The following is a 21,982-nucleotide window of genomic DNA, read 5'->3' on the forward strand; positions in this document are numbered from 1 at the left end:
AATGATATGTTTGTAAGTAAAAAATATTACTTTATATCTTATAAAAATAAAAAAGAAACCCTACATATTTCAAATATGTAGGGTTTCCAAAAACATTATACTTCACTGCAAGATATGTAATACCCTCCGCAAGCCATCTTTATTTCAACATGGTACAATACATTTTCTAAGTAGAAAGCGATTGGTTTTACTTTACTCTCAAATGTTAATTGTTCATTACATTCAGCCGCATATCTTTCAATAGCTAAACAAATGACTTCTACTGATGGATATGTTAAAGCTTCATCTAGTTCTATGAAAAAACTTTTAGAAAATAGTTTTTTCATAATCCCTTTTTTCTCTTTCATCATATTCCATCTCCCTTCAATTCAAGTCGCCAACATCCATATTTTCAATTTATCTTTGAAAATAAAAAAATCCTGCACATTTCATGCAGGATTTTTTTATTAGTCATTTTTCGTAAAGTAAGAAACAAAACGAAGAATTTCCAAGTATAACCATACTAGAGTCATCATTAGACCCATTGCACTGTACCATTCCATATATTTTGGAGCTTGGCTACGTGCACCACTTTCGATTAAATCGAAATCTAGTAATAAATTTAATGCAGCAACTACGATAACAACTGCACTAATGATAATACCAATTGTACCACCCTGGTGAATATACGGAACAGTTACACCGAACATGTTTAGTAAGAATACGATTAAATACATAACCATAATTCCCATTGTCGCCGCAATTACACCTGTACGGAATTTATCAGTTACTTTTACTACGCGCGTTGCATATAAAACTAACATCGCAAATAGAATAGAAATTGTTAGTAATACAGCGTTTAAAACGATAGTATCGCCAAATTTCATTGTATAAACCGCTGAAATACTCCCTAACACTACCCCTTCTACCGCTGCATAGATTGGCGCACCGATAGGTGCTATACGCGGGAAGAAGATAGACGCAAACGCAACGATTGCCGCAATAACTAAAGCACCAATTAATACTGGCATCTTCATCGTACCTTGCGTCATCTGTATGTATGAATAGACAGACGTTGCAAGCAGCAAGATAAGCATGATAAACGTTTTGCCTACTGTTCCGCCAATAGTCATCGCAGAAGCATTTGCTCCTTCTTTACGGAATGCCTCTTTTTTCAACATTGGATTAGATGTTCTCATTTTTACCCTCCTAAAATAGGTTCTACCAATAGTGTAAAGTTTTTCTCTTTACTTTTCAATATATGCAGCTTGTTTTTATTTTAATCCTTCAACGATGTCGGATAGTTCACTCCATCTTTCCATCATTTTTTCTAGCTCTTCTTCAGTTTTCTGCTGTGCTTCAGATAATTCTTGTGCCTTTGTGAAGTCAGATCCAACTTTCGCAAGTTCTTCCCCAATTGACTCAATTTTCTCTTCTAGTTCTGCAATTGTATCTTCAATTGTTTCCCATTCACGCTGCTCATTGTAAGAAAGTTTACGCTTACGTTGTTGTTTCGGAGCTTCTTCTACTACTTTTTTCTCTTTCTGAACTTCTGCTTTCTCAATAAGTTCTTTCGTCTTTTCCATTTCTAAATAGTCCGTATAACTACCTAGGAATTCACGCACTTCGCCCTCGCCACTAAAGATGAACAATTCATCTACTACTTTATCTAAGAAGTAACGGTCATGCGATACAGTTAAAACGACACCTGGGAAATCTTCTAAATAATCTTCTAGCACTGTTAATGTTTGTGTGTCTAAATCATTCGTAGGTTCATCAAGTAATAGTACGTTTGGTTCTCCCATTAAAATACGTAATAAATATAAACGTCTTCTTTCACCACCAGATAGTTTACCAAGCGGTGTACCATGTGAATGCGTCGGGAATAAGAAACGTTCTAACATTTGAGATGCACCAATGACTTTTCCATCTGTTGTATGAATGACTTCCGCAATTTCTTTAATATATTCAATCATACGCTGATTTAAATTCATCTCTTCATTTTCTTGCGTATAATAAGCAACCTTTACAGTTTGTCCAACTTCAATTTCACCACTATCAGGAGATAGTTTGCCTGCGAGCATATTTAATAGAGAAGATTTTCCGCTTCCATTCGCTCCAATAATCCCGATACGATCGCCTGGTTTCACAATATGGTTAAAATTATGTAGTACCGTCTTTTCGCCAAATTTTTTCGTTACATCTTTTAACTCAAGTACTTTCTTTCCTAGACGACTTCCACTTAGTGCAATATCAACTGACTGTTTTGCAGCTGGTCCTTCTTGTCCCTTCAGCTCATCAAAACGCTGAATACGCGCCTTTTGTTTCGTAGAACGGGCTTTTGCACCACGGCGAATCCAAGCAAGTTCACGACGATATAAATTTTGGCGTTTTGATTCTTGTGCCGATTCTTGCTCTTCACGAAGTGCTTTCGCTTCTAAAAATGTACTATAGTTTCCTTCGTAGCTATATAGTTTACCGTTATCTAATTCAAAAATACGGTTTGTCACACGATCTAAGAAATAACGATCATGGGTTACAAGTAATACCGCACCTGTATATCTTGCTAAATATTCTTCCAACCATTCAACTGTCTCATGGTCAAGATGGTTCGTAGGCTCATCCAAAATTAATAAATCAGGTGTTTCAATAAAACATTGTGCCATTGCGATACGTTTTTTCTGTCCACCAGATAAATTTCCAACAGTTGCAGTGAAATCTGTAATTCCTAATTTCGTTAAAAGAGATTTCGCATTTGCATTTGCTTCCCATGCACTCATTGCATCCATACGTTGCTGCACTGCAAATAATTGTTCCTGTACTTTTTCATTACTTGGATCTTTTTCGATATTTAATAGTGCTTTTTCATAATCACGAAGAAGACGAATTAAAGGTGTATCACCATGGAACACTTGCTCTAATACTGTTAGTTTTTCATCAAACTCTGGTTGCTGTGATAAATAACTAATTGTATAACCACGTGAATGCGTCATATCACCTGTATCAGGAGTTTCTAACCCTGCAATAATTTTTAATAATGTCGATTTACCAGTACCGTTTACACCAATAATTCCGACACGTTGTCCTTCTGTAATACTACATGATAGTCCATCAAATAACGGTTTTTCTCCGTATGATTTCGATAAGTTCTCCACAGTTAACATTTTCATATTTGTGCATTCCACTCTTTCATAAATTGTTCAATAAACTGTTCCATATAACGATGACGAACTTCAGCCTCTTGTTTTGCCGCGTTCGTATTCATTAAGTCTTTTAATTTTAAAAGTTTTTCATAAAAATGATTTAAAGATGGATCGTTATTTTTTCGGTATTCATCTTTCGTCATCACTTCTCGAGGAGGAATAGTTGGATCATACATTAATCTCCCTTTCGCTCCTCCGTATGCAAATGTACGAGCTATTCCAATTGCACCAAGAGCATCTAAACGATCCGCATCTTGAACAATTTTCCCTTCCAATGATTCTACTTTACCACCATGTCCACCCTTAAAAGACATATTCATAATAATGTGAAGAATATGTTTACTTTCCACTTCTTCAACATGTAACTCGTCTAACCAATCAGAAACTTTTTTCATTCCTGCGTCTTCACTCTCATTTAACTTCTCATCTGCTACATCGTGAAGTAATGATGCCATTTCAATTATAAAACGATTTCCCCCTTCTTGCTCGGATAAAGAAATCGCCAATTTATGTACGCGTTCAATATGATACCAATCATGCCCACTCGCATCTTTTTCTAAAATATGCTTTACGAAATTTATTGTTTTTTGTATTTGTTCTTGTTTTATCATTTTATCTTCACCCAATTACTTATTGTAACACGCCCGCATTTTTTCATCACATATTTTCTTGTCGGCCCATACACTAGGTGGTAGGCATCATTATGAAGGAGGAATAAACATGTTCTATAATAATCAACCGCAACCGCCTTACCCACAACAACCTTTTTCCCCTCAACATCAGGAACAAAGATATACTGAACAATATGGGGAGCAAGAAACACAACATCAAGAGCCCCAATACGAGCAAAATCCATACGCAACACCGCAAAATCAAGGGGATGAATATCCTCAAAACCCTTATGACACACGTCCAAATTATGAATATCCTCACAATCCATACGTAGCACAACCTAGCCAAGAACCTCAATTTCAAGGTAATCCATATGGGACGCAACAACAATATCAACAAAATCCATATCAACAACAAACGTATCAACCAAACTATGACCCACGTGTCTCACCGCCAGCACCGCCAACTATCGATCCTACACAACCGCAAATTTTACCGCCTGGGCCAACACTCGATATTACGCAGCCACAAATTTTACCACCAGGACCTACACTCGATATTACACAGCCACAAATTTTACCACCAGGACCTATTACAGAACCAACGCAACAACAAATTCAACAAGTTGTCGGTACACAATTTTTACCTTTACAGAAACCTGTACTTGATTTCGTAAAACCTTGGGTAGATTACGGTTTAAATGAAGCGAAACATACATCACACAAACATGCTTTAACAGAAGTTGCTGCGATTATGTTCTTAGTTGGTAAAGGATTCAACCCAACGATTGCTCATTATATTGTAGAATCTTGGGAGAAGAATGAACAGTTTTAGAATTGTTTATTTAAAAAAACATAAAAACTTCAAAAATGCCAAATCCCTTGATAGTCAAAGGATTTGGCATTTTTAAGTTTCTAGAAAAATCCGCTAAATATAAGGGGAAATTAAAAGTCATGAATCCGGTACAATACTGTTTCCACGCCCAAGGAACTGCCAAATGAAATAACGTGTCTAACTTTTTGGCGTCTATTGGCCTTTTCTAATCCCTTATATTAGTGCTCGCTATTAAGACCTTTTCCTTCTAGGTCCTACAATTAATTTGATTGCTGTTCTTTCTTGATTATCGATAGTAACCTCTTGAAACGCTGGAACAAGAACCAAATCAATTCCACTTGGAGCGACAAAACCTCTTGCAATCGCAATCGCTTTAACCGCTTGATTTAAAGAACCAGCCCCAATCACTTGGATTTCCACCTTGCCACTTGTTCTTAGTACACCTGCTATTGCACCTGCAACTGAATTTGGACTTGATTTTGAAGATACCTTTAATATATTTTCCATGTAAGTTGCTCCCTCTATTATTTAATCGCTCTTTTGTTACGGTTTTACATATTTTAACGTATCTTTAACTACTATTCACACCAAAAGCAAACAATGCTTCCTATGTACATGAATTCGATACCTTTCGCCTTCTTCCTGCCCAACTGCATAAATAAAAAACGACGACTAAAGACTCTAATATACAAACATTTAAATAGGGGACATTCGCTAAACGACAATATCATTTCACCTGAAAATAATAATGTTGCTTTTTCAAGTGCAATTAGTATAATAAGCGTTTTCTCAATACTTCAATCTATTTAGAACTTCAGTTCATTTTTCTACCAAATTATTAATCTTTTCTTCTTCAAAAATCGTTACAGATATTATTCTAATACTATATTTCATCATTTGAGTGCTTTATATTCCAAATCTACCACCTTATACAGGACAAGCATACACGCCACTAGTAGTTCATTTACATAGACTACTATGTGTCTTAAATTTATTAATAATAGGAGGTACTATATTGGGTTCATACTATCGTTCTTCAAGTTCGTATAAAAGATGTTCATGCCACTCTTCTTCTAGCTCATCTAAAAAATGTTCATGCCACGATTCATATAAACCGTCAAAGCCAGCTTACGGCACTTTCTGGCAAACTGAGTTTATAACTGTTCCTTTTGGCGGTTCTTTTCCATTTAATCACGTTGGCCCTTTGGCAGGAGGAGTTTCCTTACTAAATCCAACTACTATACAATTTAGTAAAGCTGGTGATTATAGAATTTCTTTCATTTCAAGTATTAACACTACTTTAAATCCTGTATTTCCACATATTCCAGTCATAACTATATTTTTAAATAACAATCCACTTGCTAATAGTCAAGGTGATTTCGCTTTTCAAATGAATACTTCATCAAATAACGAATGCCTTCAACTAGTTGGCGAAACTATTGTTACGGTACCAGCTAATGCAGCTCTTCAACTTAGAAATAATAGTGGTTTTAATCATCAAAGTATTGTAACTTGTGATAATGGTATAAATTCAGTTGAATTAACCGTTACAAAACTAAGTTAATACTATTAACTCACATTCAGATGCTATTTCAGCATCTTTTTTTATTTCATAACGTTTTTTGATCCCTATCGTCCCCTTATAAACGTAAACTCTCATTTCACTTTTCTATTCATCTAATAAACATGAAAAGGTGCCGAAATCCTTCTACCACAAGAATTCGGCACTTTTTTTATTAAAACCTATTCATTCTTTCCTACTTCTCCACATAAACCGACTTAACTATCGTACGATTATAAGGTTGTCCTTCCTTATTCATCCCTTTTATATCAATTGTAACGTTATATACACCCGGCTGTTCTATATTTTTCAAAGCACCTGTAAATATATTTGCATTAATATTTTGCGATTCATTTGATTCAGAAACTAACTTTCCATCTTTATTAATTACTCTTACTGTTACTGAAAGATCCCCTTTCATTTCTGGAGCTGTAGGTGATTTTTTGAGTTTATATTCTGCTTTATTTACTTTAACTTTTGCCGGCATTTGAAGGACGAACGGAGCATCTTTTTTGTAATCGGTTATGATTAAATATGCATCTTTCGGCTGCTTCGCCATCATTTTAACTTGCCATTCTCCTGCTTCCATTTTATCAAATTTAAATGTTCTTATAGTCGCTCCTTTAAAGAGAGATTCACCTTCACCAGTAGATACAGCACTATCTTTATTTGTATAAACTTTTCCTTTTGGAGATATTAGTTGTATTTCTACATCCGAAGAAGCTGTTAAAATAGAGACTACCCCTTCTGCTTTTTTATCAACTGCGACAGTTTGCCCTACCCACTGATTTTGTGACAACTCTCCTCCTAAAATAGCTTGATTAGAAGTTTTGTTTAATTGTTCTACCTTTTCCTCTGAACTATTACTCGGGGCTAATAAAGCCGGTACTGGTACATTTGCTGTCCGTAAATATGGTTCAATTCGTGCGAAAACAGCTGAACCTTTTCGTATATTATCATGATCAAATCGTGAATCCGTAAATAAATGTGTTCCATATGGTAACTTAGCACTCCATTCGTTCACTAATCCATCATTAGAACCGTATGATGACAAATACAACCCGCCCATAGATAATGCTGAAAAAACAGGTCCCCAGCTTGTCCCAGTAGCCGTATAGTAACGGTTTAATTTAGCTGCAGGATTATTATCTATTGTAGAACGAAACTTTGCCATTTCACCTATTTGCAATGAATATGTCCCATCATCTTTTTGACCTAATATAGAGGCAAGCCATCCTGCCCACCAACTATATGATAAATCCGCTAAATTTGATCCGTAATGCGGAGTGGCAAGCGTAATAACATTTCCAACAAATCGATTCGCTCCATATCCAACTAACGCAGCTTGTGTATCGATACCACCTTTACTATGAGCTACAACATTTACTTTTTTACCAAAATGACTATAAATTTCTTCAAGTTTTTGTGCTAACAATTTTCCATTGTCCCATTGGCTAGCTGACCCTTTCCCCGCAGCATCGTATAATTGAATAAATACAGTTTGATAGCCTGCTTTCAAAGCGTATTCGTACATATCATTCAAATCATGATATACTGTCTTTCCATACCAACTATCCGCATTACCATTTCTTCCTTGCACAAAGAGAATTGGTGGTTTACTCTCATCATAATTAGCAGGTTTCTGACCTAAAAACCATTCTCCAGGAGTAAATACTTCTTTATCTGGAAAACCAGTCTTAAGCTCTGTTACAACCTCCGCGTGTACATTTGTACTAAAAACCATCGGACTCATAAAACACAGTACAATAAATAATGCGATACTCCTTTTCATAATTCCCATTAAAATCCCCCTTTTCCTCTCAAAGAAAGCGTTACCATCCCATTGAACACCAATTGTTTTAAATTCCATTTAATCAATTACTTTTACGATACATTAGAATAAGAAATTAATAGCCGCATTCCTTTCTTATCAAACGTTATTCTCTCAACATTCCTTCATTCCTTTTTGCAATAAGCGTTTTAAATATTTCTCAATAAATCTTTCTCTTTACAAAAAAAGCTGCGTATAAAAGGTCTCTTTAATAACCTTTTATACGCAGCTTCTTTGTTTAAAATCCGATGATATACTCATCATCATATTTATCGTATTGCAAACCAGCTCCGATTCTCAATTCTGTAACTTGATCTCTAAGAAATGGTGCATCTTCTATTTTACTAGTTGCAATTTCAATCCCATATTTTTTTGTTAAATGCGCTAACTCTATTAAAAACCATTCTCTTCGCAACGCGACTGGAATATCATACGTTCGTCTTTTCATATATACAGCACCTCGTCTATTTTCATTATTAAAAAGAGTACCACTTCTACTTTCGATACACTTTTTAAAACTATCGTTCATCATCAAAGACCAATGAAACATTATAGTATATGCATGTCCGTTGTAAACGTGCTATGGCAAAAATAATATTAAAAAACTAAAAAACCTCATTTAGTTTACATAAAAAAATTATGTAATAGTAAAAGGGGAAGGCTTGTCCCTCATCCTTTTACTATAGGAATCTAAATTAAGAACATCTTGGTACACCTAAAGCTAAAAATAACCCTGCCACTCCTGCTGTAATTGGCACTTTCAACGTAATAACATCATCTACTTTTGTTACTAAAAAGTAAGCATTCCCTTCTTGTAACACGCAATTCACTAATAATTGAAATTCCATTCAAATCTCCTCCTTTCAAATGGGATACTATAATCTATGAAAATCTTTTCAAAAGGTAATAGGAATTAAATCCATTTTTCTTTATATATAAAATAATTGTTTGTTTATCTATTAAAAAATAATATAAATTTTTTTATTTTATTAAAAACCCTGTAATTCCCAATGAATTTTTATATAATCAATAGAGAAAATCTTACAAATGGAGGTATGAAAATGGCTATTTTGAGTAATATTGGTGTAGCTTTATTTTTGATTGCCATCATTCTTTTAATCTTATGTATCATTTCATTCTTTAAGAAAAATGGAAAAACAAAACAATATGGTCGTCCAACTGTTATTCTTTTTATGATTTCAATTATCTTAATAGTGACCGGCACAACAAAATCTGAACACCCAATCGCCGAATTTTTTGCTATTTTAAGTTTCATTCTATTTATTTTCTTCCTTGTTCTTGCAATATTATCTGTTATTAAGAAAACAGGTGTAGCAAAAAAACAATTTATTATTACAGCTGTTTTATTTGTCATTTTTGTTGCGCTATCAGGTATTTCAGGTCCTTCTTCTGAAAAAACGACAGCAACGAATAAAAAAGTTGCTTCTAATAGTGAAGAGAAACAAGATGACGAAAAGAAAAAGGAATTAGAAAAGAAAGAAGCGGACGAAAAAACTCGTAAACAAGAAGATGAAAAACGCCAAGTTGAAGAACAAGCTCGTAAACAGGAAGATGAGAAACGCCAAGCTGATGAGCAAACCCGCAAACAACAAGAGGAACAAAAGCGCCAAGCTGATGAACAAGCTCGCAAACAACAAGAGGAACAAAAGCGTCAGGCCGATGAACAAACCCGTAAACAACAAGAGGAACAAAAGCGTCAGGCTGATGAACAAGCTCGTAAACAACAAGAGGAACAAAAGCGTCAGGCTGATGAACAAGCTCGCAAACAACAAGAAGAACAGAAACATCAGGCTGATGAACAAGCCCGTAAACAACAAGAAGAGCAGCAAAAAGCACAGCAAGCTCAAACACAACCAGCTACAGGAAATACTAGTAATGCATATTACAAAAATTGTGATGCAGTTCGAGCTGCCGGCAAAGCTCCTTTATATAAAGATCAACCAGGATATAGCCGTAAACTAGATAAAGATGGCGATGGAGTTGCATGTGAATAATAGTGATAAAAAAAGAAGCTTAGTAGAAGCTTCTTTTTTTATCACTATTATATATTACATCTAATTACTCTTCCTCTTGCTTAAATAAAGTGAAACTTTAATCAGTGGGGGTGGGTTCCATCCCCCACTGATTATTAGTTGAACCAATCGGGCTTTTATGGGCAGTTGATCTCCCACCTAACTTCCTCGCATTCGCCGAACTTCGAGGTGGGAGTCTTACTGCCCGTTAATGCGGGATAAAAATCATTTTATTATTCTCAAAAATGACACATATTAAGTGATTTAAATCACCACATTGATTTTAATTTATCGCTATTCTTGATTTAGATATTACATTTAAACTTTATGGAGGCATTCATATGAAACATACATTTACTGAAACTTCAATTATCGGTGAGATTGTAACACAATTTCCGAAAGCTAGTGATCTTTTTAAATCATATAGAATAGACTTTTGTTGTGGTGGAAATAGACCAATTATTGATGCAATTAATGAAAGAAATTTATCGGCAACAGAAGTAATTACAGAGTTAAATACGCTTTATCATAAAACGAAACTATTAAACGAATCTGAAATTGATTGGAAAAATGCTTCTTATCGCGAATTGATTGATTATGTTATAAATAAGCATCATCGCTATTTAAATGAAGAGTTGCCACAGTTAAGTCCATATGTGACGAAAGTATTGCGCGTTCACGGGGCAGGTCAGCCTCATTTGGCTCAAATTCATAAGTTATTTCATGAACTAAAGATTGAGTTAGAACAGCATTTAATTAAAGAAGAAACGGAAGATTTCCCATTAATTTTAGAATTCGAACAAAATCCAACTGATAAAAACTATGCACAGTTACGCAAAGTAGTAGATGAGTTGGAAAATGAACATAACCACGCTGGCAATATTATTAAAGAATTTCGTAAAGTGACAAATGACTTTACTCCTCCAGAAGGAGCTTGCGGCACTTATCGCCTTGTTTACCAGCGCCTTGAAGCTCTAGAATCTGACTTATTTGAGCATATTCATTTGGAAAATAACATTTTATTTCCGCGTGCAATTACAAAAGCATAAATAAAGTACAGGACATGAGTATAAATGCTCATGTCCTGCTTTTTCATTGCGTAAAAAACATTCACACTTTTCTTAATGGAGGATTCTTTACTCACAACTGATTATTCCGCCTTTCTTTCCACTAAAAAAACGTATTCTCTCATAAAATGAAATTTCTAATTAGGTGGGATTCTCTTCATTCCCTCACCTCTCTACCCAACCAAATATCTCTTTCGCTTCTCCCTTCACATAAATCCGAATTTTAACAATTTGTGAATCATTATAAAAATGTGATAAATATCACATCTTCCTCTTTTTTGATTTTCTATAATGGAAATATAATTCTTTGTTCAATTTTTCACATAAAAGGGGAAATGAATATGAAAAAACGTTTAGTTATGATCGGAAATGGTATGGCTGGAATACGCTGTATGGAAGAAATATTAAAACATGATAGTGATTTATATACTATTACTATTTTTGGAGATGAACCACATCCAAACTACAATCGCATTATGCTCTCTCATGTTCTACAAGGCAAAACAAATATGCAAGATATCATTATGAATGAATATAGTTGGTACGAAGAAAATGAAATAACTTTATATACAAACGAAAGAGTTCAAAGTATTGACCGAGAAGAAAAAGTCATTGTCACAGAAAAAAATCGTATTCTTACATACGACAAGCTCATTATCGCAACAGGTTCTAGTGCTTTTATATTGCCTGTTGAAGGTTCCACCCTTCCTGGTGTGACTGGATTTCGAACAATTGAAGATACACAATTTATGATTAATACTGCTAAAGAAAAGAAAAAGGCCGTTGTCATTGGTGGTGGATTACTTGGTTTAGAAGCCGCAAGGGGCCTCATTGACTTAGGAATGGACGTACATGTTGTTCATTTAATGCCGGGCTTAATGGAGCAACAACTAGATAGCAAAGCATCTTCCCTTCTGCGTGAAGATTTAGAAGCGCAAGGCATGAAATTTCTCATGGAAAAGAAAACTGTAAAGATTCTTGGTACAGATCATGTTGAGGGTATTCAATTTGAAGATGGTGAAATTGTAAATTGTGATTTAATCGTAATGGCTGTCGGAATACGTCCGAATACTCAAATAGCAAAAGATGCTAGTTTAATTGTAAATCGCGGCATTGTAGTCAACGACTATATGAAAACAAATGATGAGTCCATTTATGCAGTTGGAGAATGTGCGGAACATGACGGTATCGCATATGGACTTGTTGCGCCTCTTTATGAACAAGGTGCAATATTAGCAAAACATATAACGAATTTACAAACTGATGGATATGTGGGCAGTATCGCCGGTACACAATTAAAAGTTGCAGGTTGTGACTTATTCTCTGCTGGCCAAATTTATGAAGATGATCAAACGAAAGCAATTTCAATCTTTGATGAATGTAAACGTTCCTATAAAAAAGTATTAATTCGTGACAATAAAGTCGTTGGTATCGTTTTATATGGTGATACTGCTGATGGTACACGCCTCTTTAGCATGTTAAAGAAAGAAGAAGACATACAAGAATATACAGCAGCTTCCCTTCTTCACAAAGCTGGTGAAGAAAGCGAAATTAACGTTGCTACTATGAGTGCGGATGACACTATTTGCGGATGTAATGGTGTTACTAAAGGAGCAATTGTTCATGCCATTTTAGAACAAGACTTAACAACTTTTGAAGAAGTTAAAGGATGTACGAAAGCCGCGGGGTCTTGTGGTAAATGTCGCCCACTTGTTGAACAAATTTTATCTCATACACTTGGAGATACTTTTGATGCCTCAGCACAATCTGCCGGTATGTGTGGATGTACAACTTTTTCACGTGATGAAGTCGTAGCGGCAATTCATGAGAAAGGTTTAAAATCGCCAAAAGAAGTACGAAATGTTCTTGATTTTGCACATGAAGACGGATGTTCGAAATGTCGTCCTGCTTTAAATTACTATTTACGTATGGCGATTCCAGAAGAATATGCAGATGATAAATCATCCCGTTACGTTAATGAAAGAATGAATGGTAACATCCAGCATGATGGTACATTTTCTGTTATTCCACGTATGTACGGAGGCGTTACAACCGCAGATGATTTAATGAAAATTGCGGAAGTTGCGAAAAAGTATGATGTTCCTCTTGTGAAAATTACAGGCGCAAGTCGAATCGGTTTATATGGTGTTAAGAAACAAGATTTACCTAACGTTTGGGCTGACCTAAATATGACTTCTGGATATGCGTATTCAAAATCTCTTCGTAATGTAAAATCATGTGTTGGTTCTCGTTTCTGTCGTTTCGGTACGAAAGATTCATTAGGACTTGGTATGCTACTTGAACAATCATTAGAAATGGTAGATACACCTCATAAAATGAAGATGGGTGTAACGGGTTGTCCACGTAACTGTGCTGAAGTACTAACGAAAGATTTTGGCGTTGTTTGTGTCGAAAATGGATTCCAACTTTATATCGGCGGAAATGGTGGTACAGAAGTACGTGAAGCTGATTTTGTAATGATTGTCCCTACTGAGGACGATGTGCTTCGCATCGCTACAGCTTACGTACAATATTATCGTGAAACTGGTATTTACGGAGAGCGCACTGCCTACTGGACAGAACGATTAGGCTTCGATCACATAAAAGAAATACTACAAGATACAAGTATGGTCACTATGCTAAATGAACGTTTCCAAACAGCTCGTAGCACATATAAAGAAGCATGGGGACAAGCACTAGAAACGAAGTCATTAAAAGCGATGTATGAAGTAGAAACTGTGAAATAAGGAGCCGTGATCCATATGTTACAAACGAAAGAAAAAATAAAAGTTATGCGTGCAGACGACCTTCCTATCCAAATTGGTAAAGAGGTGCAAATGAAAGACATGTCTATCGCCCTATTTCGTCTTTCAAATGGCGATATTCGAGCTGTAGAAAATCGTTGTCCTCACAAAAATGGACCGTTAGCGGAAGGAATTGTATCTGGGGAATTCGTCTTTTGCCCACTGCATGATTGGAAAATTTCATTACTAACAGGTGAAGTTCAAAAACCTGATGACGGTTGTATTCAAACGTACGAAGTAGAAGTTTTTGATGGGGATATTTATATATACATGTAATTTACAAAAGGAAGCCTTCCCTGGCTTCCTTTTAAATAAAAATAGATGAGGTGCGAATATGAACGGATATGTATATTTAGTTGGTGCAGGACCGGGTGATGAAGGGCTTATTACAAAAAAAGCGATAGATTGCTTAAAGCGTGCAGATATTGTCTTATATGACCGCTTATTAAATCCTGCCTTTCTTAGTTATACGAAAGGAACATGCGAACTTATTTATTGCGGAAAAATGCCGAAAAATCATACTATGCGACAAGAAATGATTAACGCACACCTCCTTCAATTTGCGAAAGAAGGAAAAATCGTTGTCCGTTTAAAGGGCGGAGATCCATCTATTTTCGGCAGAGTTGGTGAAGAAGCAGAAACTTTAGCAGCAGCGAGCATTCCATATGAAATTGTACCAGGTATTACATCCAGCATCGCCGCTAGTAGCTATGCAGGTATCCCCCTCACCCACCGTGACTACAGTAATAGCGTCACTTTACTAACTGGACATGCAAAAGGTCCTTTAACCGATCACGAAAAACACAATTCATCCCACAATAGTGATACTATCGCCTACTACATGGGTATAAAAAACTTACCTACAATTTGTGAGAACTTACTACAAGCAGGAAAGAAAGAAAATACGCCAGTAGCAGTCATTGAATGGGGTACAACTGGGAAACAGCGCGTTGTCACAGGGACACTATCAACAATTGTTCATAACGTCAAAAACGAAAATATTTCTAACCCTTCTATGACGATTGTTGGTGATGTTGTTACCTTGCGGAATCAAATCGCTTGGAAAGAACATAAACCATTGCACGGCAAAAAAGTTTTATTTGCATCTGCAACAAATAAAGAAAGTTCAATAAAACAAATGTTACAAGAATCCGGTGCAGAAATATATCAAATTCCAACTTTCAAAAAGGAAAAATACACATTAACCTCTGAACAAATCAATGAAATTTTTAACGTTGATCGCCTTGTATTTTGTTCAGCTGAGAGTGTAGAAATCTTGATGCAATCATGCAGTAAACATCATAAAGATATTCGTTCCTTACAGGCAGAACTACAATATATGAACGGTGCCACTCAAGAAAAACTGATGCAATATGGACTATTAAGTAAACAAGCACAGTTTTCTTCCGATACAACTGTTTATTTAGGCCGAAATATTAACCGAATTGCTTTTATTCAAGAAAAAATGGGTGCTGGATCTTATATGATGACTCATGAGTATACAATTGATCATCGCTTCGATGAAATTCATTCCCGTATGCTTTCTGAATTCTCATGGGATAGCATTGTATTTGAAGGGCGTGCTTCCATTGATACGTTTCTATCAGAAGTAAAACGCCTTGGCTTTATAGATACCCTTACTCTTCCCTTCTCATATACCGATGTTCCAACTTTACACTATGCGAATAAAGTCGGGTTTCATAACGTAGATCATCAATTACAAGAAATCGTTATAAAGAAAGACATGGTAGCACGATGAAAGGAATTATTTATGTCGGACACGGTAGCAGACTACAAGAAGGTAACGAACAATTCATTCACTTTATTCAATCTGTTATGAAAGAATGTAACGAAAGGATTCAAAAAATAGCTTTTCTTGAACTAACAACTCCTACCATTCAGGATACAGTTACAGAAGCAGTAATAGAGGGAGCGACTGAAATAATGATTGTACCTGTTTTATTATTTGCCGCAGCTCACTATAAACGTGATATTCCTTTTGAAATAGAGCAAATGCAAAAGAAATATCCACATATAATATTTTCAGTTGCGCCACCTTTTAGTACACATCCACATATGGTGGAACTTGTCGTTAAAAGAATACTTGAAGCAATGCCAATCCAAGGTAGTGAAATTCTACTCGTCGGCCGAGGTAGTAGTGATCCTCAGCCTATATATGAATTACAACAAATTGGAGCAGCTGTCGAGCAGAAAATCGGTATGCCAGTATGTTGTGCCTTTTTAACGAAAGGAACCCCCTCTTTTACTGCTGAGCTTAAAAATATAACATCGACTGCGTCAAATGTATATGTTATGCCGTACCTTCTCTTTACCGGATTGTTGCTTCAGAAAATTAAGTTACATACAAAAAAATATGATCACGTTACGACTTGTAATTGTCTTCAATTTGATACATACATGAAGTTAGCATTGTTAGAACGAATGGAGGAATGTGTGTATGTATAACATGTACCCTCTTATGTTTAATTTAAATAAAAAAGTGGTCGTTATAATTGGTGGAGGTAAAATTGCATATCGAAAAGCGTCTGGATTAAAGGATACAGGCGCTTTTATCACCGTTGTTAGCCCAGAGATTTGCGAAGAAATGAAGGGGCTTCCGTATATTACTTGGAAGCAAAAAACTTTTACTAATGATGATATTAAAAATGCTCATCTTATTTATGCAGCTACAAATCAACATGCTGTAAATATGATGATCAAACAGGCCGCCCATGATTTCCAATGGGTTAACGTTGTAAGTGATGGTACAGAATCATCATTTCACACACCTGGTGTCATCCGAAATGATGAGCATGTTTTCACTATTTCAACTTCAGGTAAAGATCCATCGTTTACAAAGCGTATGAAACAGGAACTAACCTCTATACTTCCTAAGCTTATAAAAAAGCTTTCTCCTACTAACAAATCGTAATCTATCTCTTAAGTGAACTATTAATTAATTTTGGACAAACGTTTTTTATAGACGTTTGTTCTTTTTATTTATTAGACAGACAATTGACACCCCCACCTCTAAGGGGGCAAGCTGACTAACGTCAGTGGGATTCTTGCTACCAAAGGCGAAGTCCATTTCTGGTATCACAGACGTGTAAGATGGCGAGGTGCCTTTATCTTCTTGTTCCGTTAGTGCTCCCGTTTGCTGAATTAGATTTGAGTTCATACTTTTATCTCTTTATTTCTTTATCTGTAGGTAAAACAATTGCAGCTATTATATAAATTAACACTGTTATTCCGCTAGTAAAAAAGGCTGACAATGCAGTTACTATTCGAAGGATACTAACATCAATTCCATACTTATCGCTTAAGCCGCCTAATACACCTGATACTTGTTTATCTTGAGTGGACTTATATAATTTTTTCATCTAAACACCCCGATCCAATTAAATATTTGTATTCTAAAAATTAGTTCTACCTTTAGAAGAGATTTAACATTTCTTCAACTAACCTGCCCTTTAATTGAATAACATCTGATATCTATATTTTAACATAAAATCCCATAATTCTTCTGTTTTTCATTTTAAAAGCACACTATTTTAGAACACAGGCTTTGATTAAGATTGAGGTAGTAAATGAAATTATATCGACTTAACGATAAAACTTGACGAAGCCTATTACTAAAAGAACCGTCCCAGAATACTTTTGGACGGTTCTTTTTTCCTTATTAATGATTCTTTAACATCACTAACAGCTTCTCTTGGCTATACATCCACACGGTGATGATTAAACAAGCAAGTGCGACTTCTGATAATGCCATAAATCCAATTGCATAATGACCTGTCAGTTGGAATAGTAGTGTTAAAATTAATGGTGGGAAGAATCCTCCTAGTCCGCCTAAAGCTGACACAACCCCATTTACAATCCCTGCTTGTTCAGAGAAGTACATTGGAACAAGTTTAAAGATTGTACCATTTCCAATGCCTGCACAGAATGCGACTAGTAAGCAGCCAAATGTATACACGTTCATACTAGGCATAAATGATAAAATAATACCTGAAAGTGTTAAGCCGATAAATACGAAGATTAATATTTTAAATGGATTAAACTTATCACCGAGCCAACCGCCAATTGGGCGCATCATTGTTGCTAATACGATGAATCCAGCTGTCCGCATACCTGCATCTACTTTCTCTAATCCGAAGTGAGATACTAAAAAGTTTGGTAAGTATACTGTAAATGCAACAAATGATCCGAATGTTAAAAAGTAAAAGATACATAAAAACCAAAGTTTTTCATTTTTATATACACCTTTTATTTGTTCCATTAATGGTGTATTCACCTTTTTTTCCTTACGATCGCCTAATAAAAAGTTCATAAGTGCAAATGCTGCAAGTAAAACTAAATAACACTGTACTGTCGTTCTCCAACCAACTGAAGTTGCAATAACAGGTGCTAAGAAAGAAGTAATTGCTGTTCCAGCGTTACCCACACCATAAATACCATTTACAAAACCGTGACTCTCTTTCGGAAAGTATTTCGGTAAAGAAGTTACCCCTACTGAGAAAACGGCTCCACCGATTCCTACAAATAATCCACCAATAATTAAATCCATCATTGAATTAGCAACACTAATATAAAAGACAGGAAATAATAATAGAATAAAACTAATAAAGAATAATTTTCTTGCTCCGAAACGATTTGTCCAATAACCAATTGGAATGCGAAGAATAGAACCTAAAATAACCGGTACTGCTGTGACCATAGAAATTTGTCCCGCAGTTAATGGAATATCCGCTTTAATATATGGCATTAATGATGATAAGATGACCCATACCATAAAACCGATAACTAGATTAGAAGTTTGTAAACTTAATTGAAAATTAGGACTTTTCATCCTGTTCCCTCCTATGTATGCATAATTATATTAATTCCCTCCAGTCTAATCACGTACTCACATGATTAGACTGAAAAGAATCAACCACCACTTACCGGCGGAATCATTGCTACTACATCGCCAGTTTGAATAATGTCGTCCTCATTTGCGTATTCTTCATTGATAGCGACCATAATCTGGTTTGAAATTGTTATGTTGTATCCTTTAACAAGAATATCTTTTAGCTCAGCAACCGTAATCTTTTCACAATCTATTTGCAAAGCTGGCTTACTTGCTTCTTCTTGCAAATGTGCAAATAATAGTACTTCAATCATGTTCTCATCTCCTTTTCAGGCTCGCCATTTACATATGCTACTTTCTCTAGCTGATCACCTATCCATGACTCACCATCTTCCCAAAACTCTTTCTTCCAAATCGGAACAACTTGTTTCATTCGCTCCATAATATATTCATTCGCCTCGTAGGCTGCTTTCCGATGTGGTGTAGAAACAGCGACAACAACAGCAAGATCAGAAATTTGCAATGTACCAATGCGATGTGTAATTGCCACATATGTCCCAGGCCACTTCTCTTCTACTTCGGCACCAATTTTCGCAAGCTGTTTTTCCGCCATTGTCTTATAAGCTACATACTCTAAATATAGCGTACGACGTCCTTTCGTAAATTCTCTAACAGTACCAATAAAAGTAGTAACAGCACCACATTCACATCGAATTACTTTACTTGTAACATCTTCAATTGAAATAGGTGTATCAATTACTTCATAATACGTATATGTCATCTTGCACCTCTTATCTTTGTTTAAATCATTTCTTATACAGATCTAATCTGCGGAGAAGCCATCAATCTATTTTTCTATTACTTGTACGATCGAAGCGGTTCTTCCCATGGCCACTCGCTTCCTACGTTTGATTCTAATAACAGTACCGAAACAGTTATCCCTGCTTCAAACCCTCGTGTTCCGCCCGGTAAAACGATAAATGCATTCGCCTCTGCAAGTGAAGAAATTGCACTTGATTTATCTAAGCCAACTGGTGTAACTTGCAATTGACCATCTACAATTTCTACTCTCCCTCTTACAAAACGAGTAAATGGGTTTGCTTTCGGAAAATCATTTTGTAAAATTGCTTCTGCACGATATACGTGCGCATCTTTCCTATGTAAACATGTTTGAATGACAGGTCGAACATATAATTCACAACCGACATAACAAGCAGAAGGGTTACCAGATAGACCAAATAATAGTTTTCCTTCTAGCTCAGCTACAGTTGTCACGCTTCCTGGTCGCATCTCTATTTTATTGAAAAGTACATTAGCTTGTAATCTCTCATAAATAGCAGGTAAATAATCATAGTCTCCTACTGAAACCCCACCAGTTGTAATTAAAATATCGACTTCTTTCATTGCTTTTTTTACAGTCTTATAACACGTCTCTAAATCGTCAGCAAATTGTCCATAATACCGTACAACTCCACCTGCTCGTTCAATTTGAGCAGCTATCATATAGGAGTTACTATTTCGAATTTTCCCTTCTTTCAGTTGTTCGTGTACTTCGAGCAGTTCACTTCCTGTCGTTATAATCCCAATAACCGGCTGTCTTACAACATGTACTGAACTATAACCGAACGTAGCAAGAAGCGCTGCTACTCCAGGGTTAATAACAGTTCCTTTTTTCACAAGTATGGCATTTTGTTTTACATCTTCTCCTTTAAAAGAGATGTTATCACCGGCGACGAAAGAGCGTTTTAATTTTATATAAGTCTTTTCATTTTCTTCAAACGCTTCCGTCAGCTCTAGCATAACAACAGCATTACACCCCGCTGGAATCGCGGCTCCTGTCATAATACGGACAGCTTGAAATGCTTTCACCTCTTCTGTAAAAACAAAACCTGCTCCGATTTCACCAACAACTTCAAACCGAATAGGGTTACTGCTACTTGCTTCTTTTGAATCTTCCGCTCGAATTGCAAACCCGTCGTATGGAGAGCGATCAAAATGCGGGACATCATGATCTGCAACAACATCTTCTCCAAGAATTCTGCCATAGCTTTCTATAAGAGAAACTTTTTCCGTTTCACCTAGATAGGCATACTCCATTACACGTGCGACTGCTTCTGCCACTGGAATTGGCATACGTTTTTCTAACATTCTTTTTCACCTCGTTTTGATAAGAAGAAACTTTCTTTCTATTCACCCTATATATTTTGCGTATAATCGTTTTGCCATTTTCATATCATTAGTCCCATGAATAAACGCCCTACCGTCTGTAAATAAAACGAAACGATAGTCATCAATTAGAAACGATAGTAAATGCGGAGTTTTTTGGACATTCACACTTTTTTGTAAGCGCTTTTTAATTTCTTCTAAATTAAGAATCCCCTTTACTCCCGGACGGATTTGAACTGTATTACGCCCGCATAACACTTCAGTTTTCATTTGTGCTTCAAATGTTAAACTTGGGTACGTGCGTACATTGCCACAAGCTGAACATGTACTTTTTTTCTGTCTATTTACTTTTAACGAAAGATATTGATTGTTCCAAATATCAAACGATAACATTGTTCCTCGCAGCGCCTGATAATCATCCACCAATATTTTCATCGCTTCTGTTACTTGATGAGCAACAACCATTTGTACAGCTGGCTGAATGATTCCTGCTGTATCGCATGTTGCACCACCCATAGGATGATCCATTAGGCAGCGAAAACATGGTGTTTCCCCCGGAAGAATTGTATACGTTACACCGTAACTCCCAATACATCCACCATATATCCAAGGTATATTTTCTTTTTGTGACATGTCATTTATAAGTAGACGTGTATCAAAATTGTCAGTCGCATCTAATATGAGATCCACTTCTTTTGTTAACACTTCCATCTCTTGCATTGTGACATCCGTTACAACTGGTACAATTTCTACTTCAGAATTAATCTCTCTTAAATGTTCTGCCGCTGCAATTGCTTTTGGTTTACACTGCTGTGCATCTTCTTCTGTATATAACTGTTGCCGCTGTAAATTACTCCATTCAACGTAGTCACGGTCAGCAATTGTCAATTTCCCAATTCCCATCCTAACTAGTGCTTCCGCATTTGCAGCTCCTAGTGCACCCGCACCGATTAGGAGCACATGCTTTTCTCTTATTTTTCTTTGTCCCATTTCACCAATTCCAGAAAACAATACTTGCCTTGAATAACGCTCTTGCATAGGCC

At 35.9% G+C, this 21,982-nt stretch carries 23 protein-coding genes; 9 read left to right on the forward strand and 14 right to left on the reverse strand.

Annotation, left to right across the window (positions count from 1 at the left end):
- Positions 1–95: 95 nt before the first annotated feature.
- The 4 genes from FT637_RS16595 to FT637_RS16610 form a co-directional block, all read right to left on the reverse strand.
- A complete protein-coding gene (locus tag FT637_RS16595; protein WP_193647222.1) occupies positions 96–350 on the reverse strand; it encodes a DUF4318 domain-containing protein in 255 nt (84 codons plus the stop codon).
- 96 nt (positions 351–446) lie between these two features.
- Positions 447–1,178: a Bax inhibitor-1/YccA family membrane protein gene (locus FT637_RS16600; RefSeq protein WP_193647223.1), complete on the reverse strand. Its 732-nt coding sequence runs from the start codon at positions 1,176–1,178 to the stop codon at positions 447–449.
- 75 nt (positions 1,179–1,253) lie between these two features.
- A complete protein-coding gene (locus FT637_RS16605) occupies positions 1,254–3,149 on the reverse strand; it encodes an ABC-F family ATP-binding cassette domain-containing protein (protein WP_193647224.1) in 1,896 nt (631 codons plus the stop codon).
- Entirely contained in the window at positions 3,146–3,793 is a 648-nt protein-coding gene (locus FT637_RS16610; RefSeq protein ID WP_193647225.1) for an HD domain-containing protein, read from the reverse strand. Before FT637_RS16610 ends, FT637_RS16605 begins: the two co-directional genes overlap by 4 nt.
- A gap of 109 nt (positions 3,794–3,902) precedes the next feature.
- Here FT637_RS16610 and FT637_RS16615 point away from each other — a divergent pair, with 109 nt between their 5' ends.
- On the forward strand, positions 3,903–4,628 hold the full coding sequence (locus FT637_RS16615) for a hypothetical protein (RefSeq protein ID WP_193647226.1): 726 nt from the start codon (positions 3,903–3,905) through the stop codon (positions 4,626–4,628).
- A 231-nt stretch (positions 4,629–4,859) separates the two neighbouring features.
- On the opposite strand, the gene FT637_RS16620 is transcribed toward FT637_RS16615, so the two are convergent.
- On the reverse strand, positions 4,860–5,135 hold the full coding sequence (locus FT637_RS16620; protein ID WP_193647227.1) for a stage V sporulation protein S: 276 nt from the start codon (positions 5,133–5,135) through the stop codon (positions 4,860–4,862).
- A 508-nt stretch (positions 5,136–5,643) separates the two neighbouring features.
- Between FT637_RS16620 and FT637_RS16625 the strand changes: the two genes are divergently transcribed.
- Entirely contained in the window at positions 5,644–6,192 is a 549-nt protein-coding gene (locus FT637_RS16625) for a preprotein translocase (RefSeq protein ID WP_193647228.1), read from the forward strand.
- Between the two features lie 193 nt (positions 6,193–6,385).
- Here FT637_RS16625 and FT637_RS16630 read toward each other — a convergent pair whose 3' ends face one another.
- The 3 genes from FT637_RS16630 to exsG all read right to left on the reverse strand — a co-directional run bounded on the left by FT637_RS16630 (position 6,386) and on the right by exsG (position 8,868).
- Positions 6,386–7,990, reverse strand: coding sequence for an esterase/lipase family protein (locus FT637_RS16630; RefSeq protein WP_193647269.1), 1,605 nt, complete (start codon positions 7,988–7,990; stop codon positions 6,386–6,388).
- 268 nt (positions 7,991–8,258) lie between these two features.
- Positions 8,259–8,468, reverse strand: coding sequence for a hypothetical protein (locus tag FT637_RS16635; RefSeq protein WP_142395861.1), 210 nt, complete (start codon positions 8,466–8,468; stop codon positions 8,259–8,261).
- 247 nt (positions 8,469–8,715) lie between these two features.
- Entirely contained in the window at positions 8,716–8,868 is a 153-nt protein-coding gene (exsG, locus tag FT637_RS16640) for an exosporium protein ExsG (protein ID WP_000395676.1), read from the reverse strand.
- Positions 8,869–9,081: 213 nt separating this feature from the next.
- Here exsG and FT637_RS16645 point away from each other — a divergent pair, with 213 nt between their 5' ends.
- From FT637_RS16645 to FT637_RS16675, 7 genes are all read left to right on the forward strand, one after another.
- Complete coding sequence (locus FT637_RS16645; RefSeq protein WP_193647229.1) at positions 9,082–10,035, forward strand: excalibur calcium-binding domain-containing protein; 954 nt, start codon at positions 9,082–9,084, stop codon at positions 10,033–10,035.
- Positions 10,036–10,394: 359 nt separating this feature from the next.
- Complete coding sequence (gene ric / locus FT637_RS16650; RefSeq protein WP_193647230.1) at positions 10,395–11,102, forward strand: iron-sulfur cluster repair di-iron protein; 708 nt, start codon at positions 10,395–10,397, stop codon at positions 11,100–11,102.
- Positions 11,103–11,461: 359 nt separating this feature from the next.
- Positions 11,462–13,867: an NADPH-nitrite reductase large subunit gene (gene nirB, locus FT637_RS16655; protein ID WP_193647231.1), complete on the forward strand. Its 2,406-nt coding sequence runs from the start codon at positions 11,462–11,464 to the stop codon at positions 13,865–13,867.
- 15 nt (positions 13,868–13,882) lie between these two features.
- Positions 13,883–14,200 carry a nitrite reductase small subunit NirD gene (gene nirD, locus FT637_RS16660; RefSeq protein ID WP_193647232.1) on the forward strand — a complete coding sequence of 106 codons (318 nt, stop codon included), beginning with the start codon at positions 13,883–13,885 and terminating at the stop codon, positions 14,198–14,200.
- Between the two features lie 58 nt (positions 14,201–14,258).
- On the forward strand, positions 14,259–15,683 hold the full coding sequence (locus FT637_RS16665) for a uroporphyrin-III C-methyltransferase (protein WP_193647233.1): 1,425 nt from the start codon (positions 14,259–14,261) through the stop codon (positions 15,681–15,683).
- Complete coding sequence (locus FT637_RS16670; RefSeq protein ID WP_193647234.1) at positions 15,680–16,390, forward strand: sirohydrochlorin chelatase; 711 nt, start codon at positions 15,680–15,682, stop codon at positions 16,388–16,390. The genes FT637_RS16665 and FT637_RS16670 overlap by 4 nt, the downstream gene beginning before the upstream one ends.
- Positions 16,383–16,856: a precorrin-2 dehydrogenase gene (locus tag FT637_RS16675; RefSeq protein WP_193647235.1), complete on the forward strand. Its 474-nt coding sequence runs from the start codon at positions 16,383–16,385 to the stop codon at positions 16,854–16,856. Before FT637_RS16670 ends, FT637_RS16675 begins: the two co-directional genes overlap by 8 nt.
- A 250-nt stretch (positions 16,857–17,106) precedes the next feature.
- Here FT637_RS16675 and FT637_RS16680 read toward each other — a convergent pair whose 3' ends face one another.
- The 6 genes from FT637_RS16680 to FT637_RS16705 all read right to left on the reverse strand — a co-directional run bounded on the left by FT637_RS16680 (position 17,107) and on the right by FT637_RS16705 (position 21,977).
- The gene (locus tag FT637_RS16680) at positions 17,107–17,304 is read right to left on the reverse strand and encodes a PspC domain-containing protein (RefSeq protein WP_193647236.1); all 198 of its coding nucleotides are present in this window, start codon (positions 17,302–17,304) and stop codon (positions 17,107–17,109) included.
- Between the two features lie 299 nt (positions 17,305–17,603).
- Positions 17,604–18,773 (reverse strand): nitrate transporter NarK, encoded by a 1,170-nt coding sequence (narK, locus tag FT637_RS16685; RefSeq protein ID WP_193647237.1) that lies wholly within the window; start codon positions 18,771–18,773, stop codon positions 17,604–17,606.
- Positions 18,774–18,853: 80 nt separating this feature from the next.
- Positions 18,854–19,087, reverse strand: a complete 234-nt coding sequence (moaD, locus tag FT637_RS16690; RefSeq protein WP_193647238.1) for a molybdopterin converting factor subunit 1 — start codon at positions 19,085–19,087, stop codon at positions 18,854–18,856.
- Positions 19,084–19,554, reverse strand: a complete 471-nt coding sequence (locus FT637_RS16695; protein WP_193647239.1) for a molybdenum cofactor biosynthesis protein MoaE — start codon at positions 19,552–19,554, stop codon at positions 19,084–19,086. The genes moaD and FT637_RS16695 overlap by 4 nt, the downstream gene beginning before the upstream one ends.
- Before the next feature lie 77 nt (positions 19,555–19,631).
- Positions 19,632–20,921, reverse strand: a complete 1,290-nt coding sequence (glp, locus tag FT637_RS16700) for a gephyrin-like molybdotransferase Glp (RefSeq protein WP_193647240.1) — start codon at positions 20,919–20,921, stop codon at positions 19,632–19,634.
- Between the two features lie 42 nt (positions 20,922–20,963).
- Complete coding sequence (locus FT637_RS16705; protein WP_193647241.1) at positions 20,964–21,977, reverse strand: molybdopterin-synthase adenylyltransferase MoeB; 1,014 nt, start codon at positions 21,975–21,977, stop codon at positions 20,964–20,966.
- Between the last annotated feature and the right edge of the window lie 5 nt (positions 21,978–21,982).

Origin of the sequence: Bacillus cereus (assembly GCF_015071065.1) — a bacterium.
GTDB classification, from domain to species: Bacteria; Bacillota; Bacilli; order Bacillales; family Bacillaceae_G; genus Bacillus_A; species Bacillus_A cereus_BA.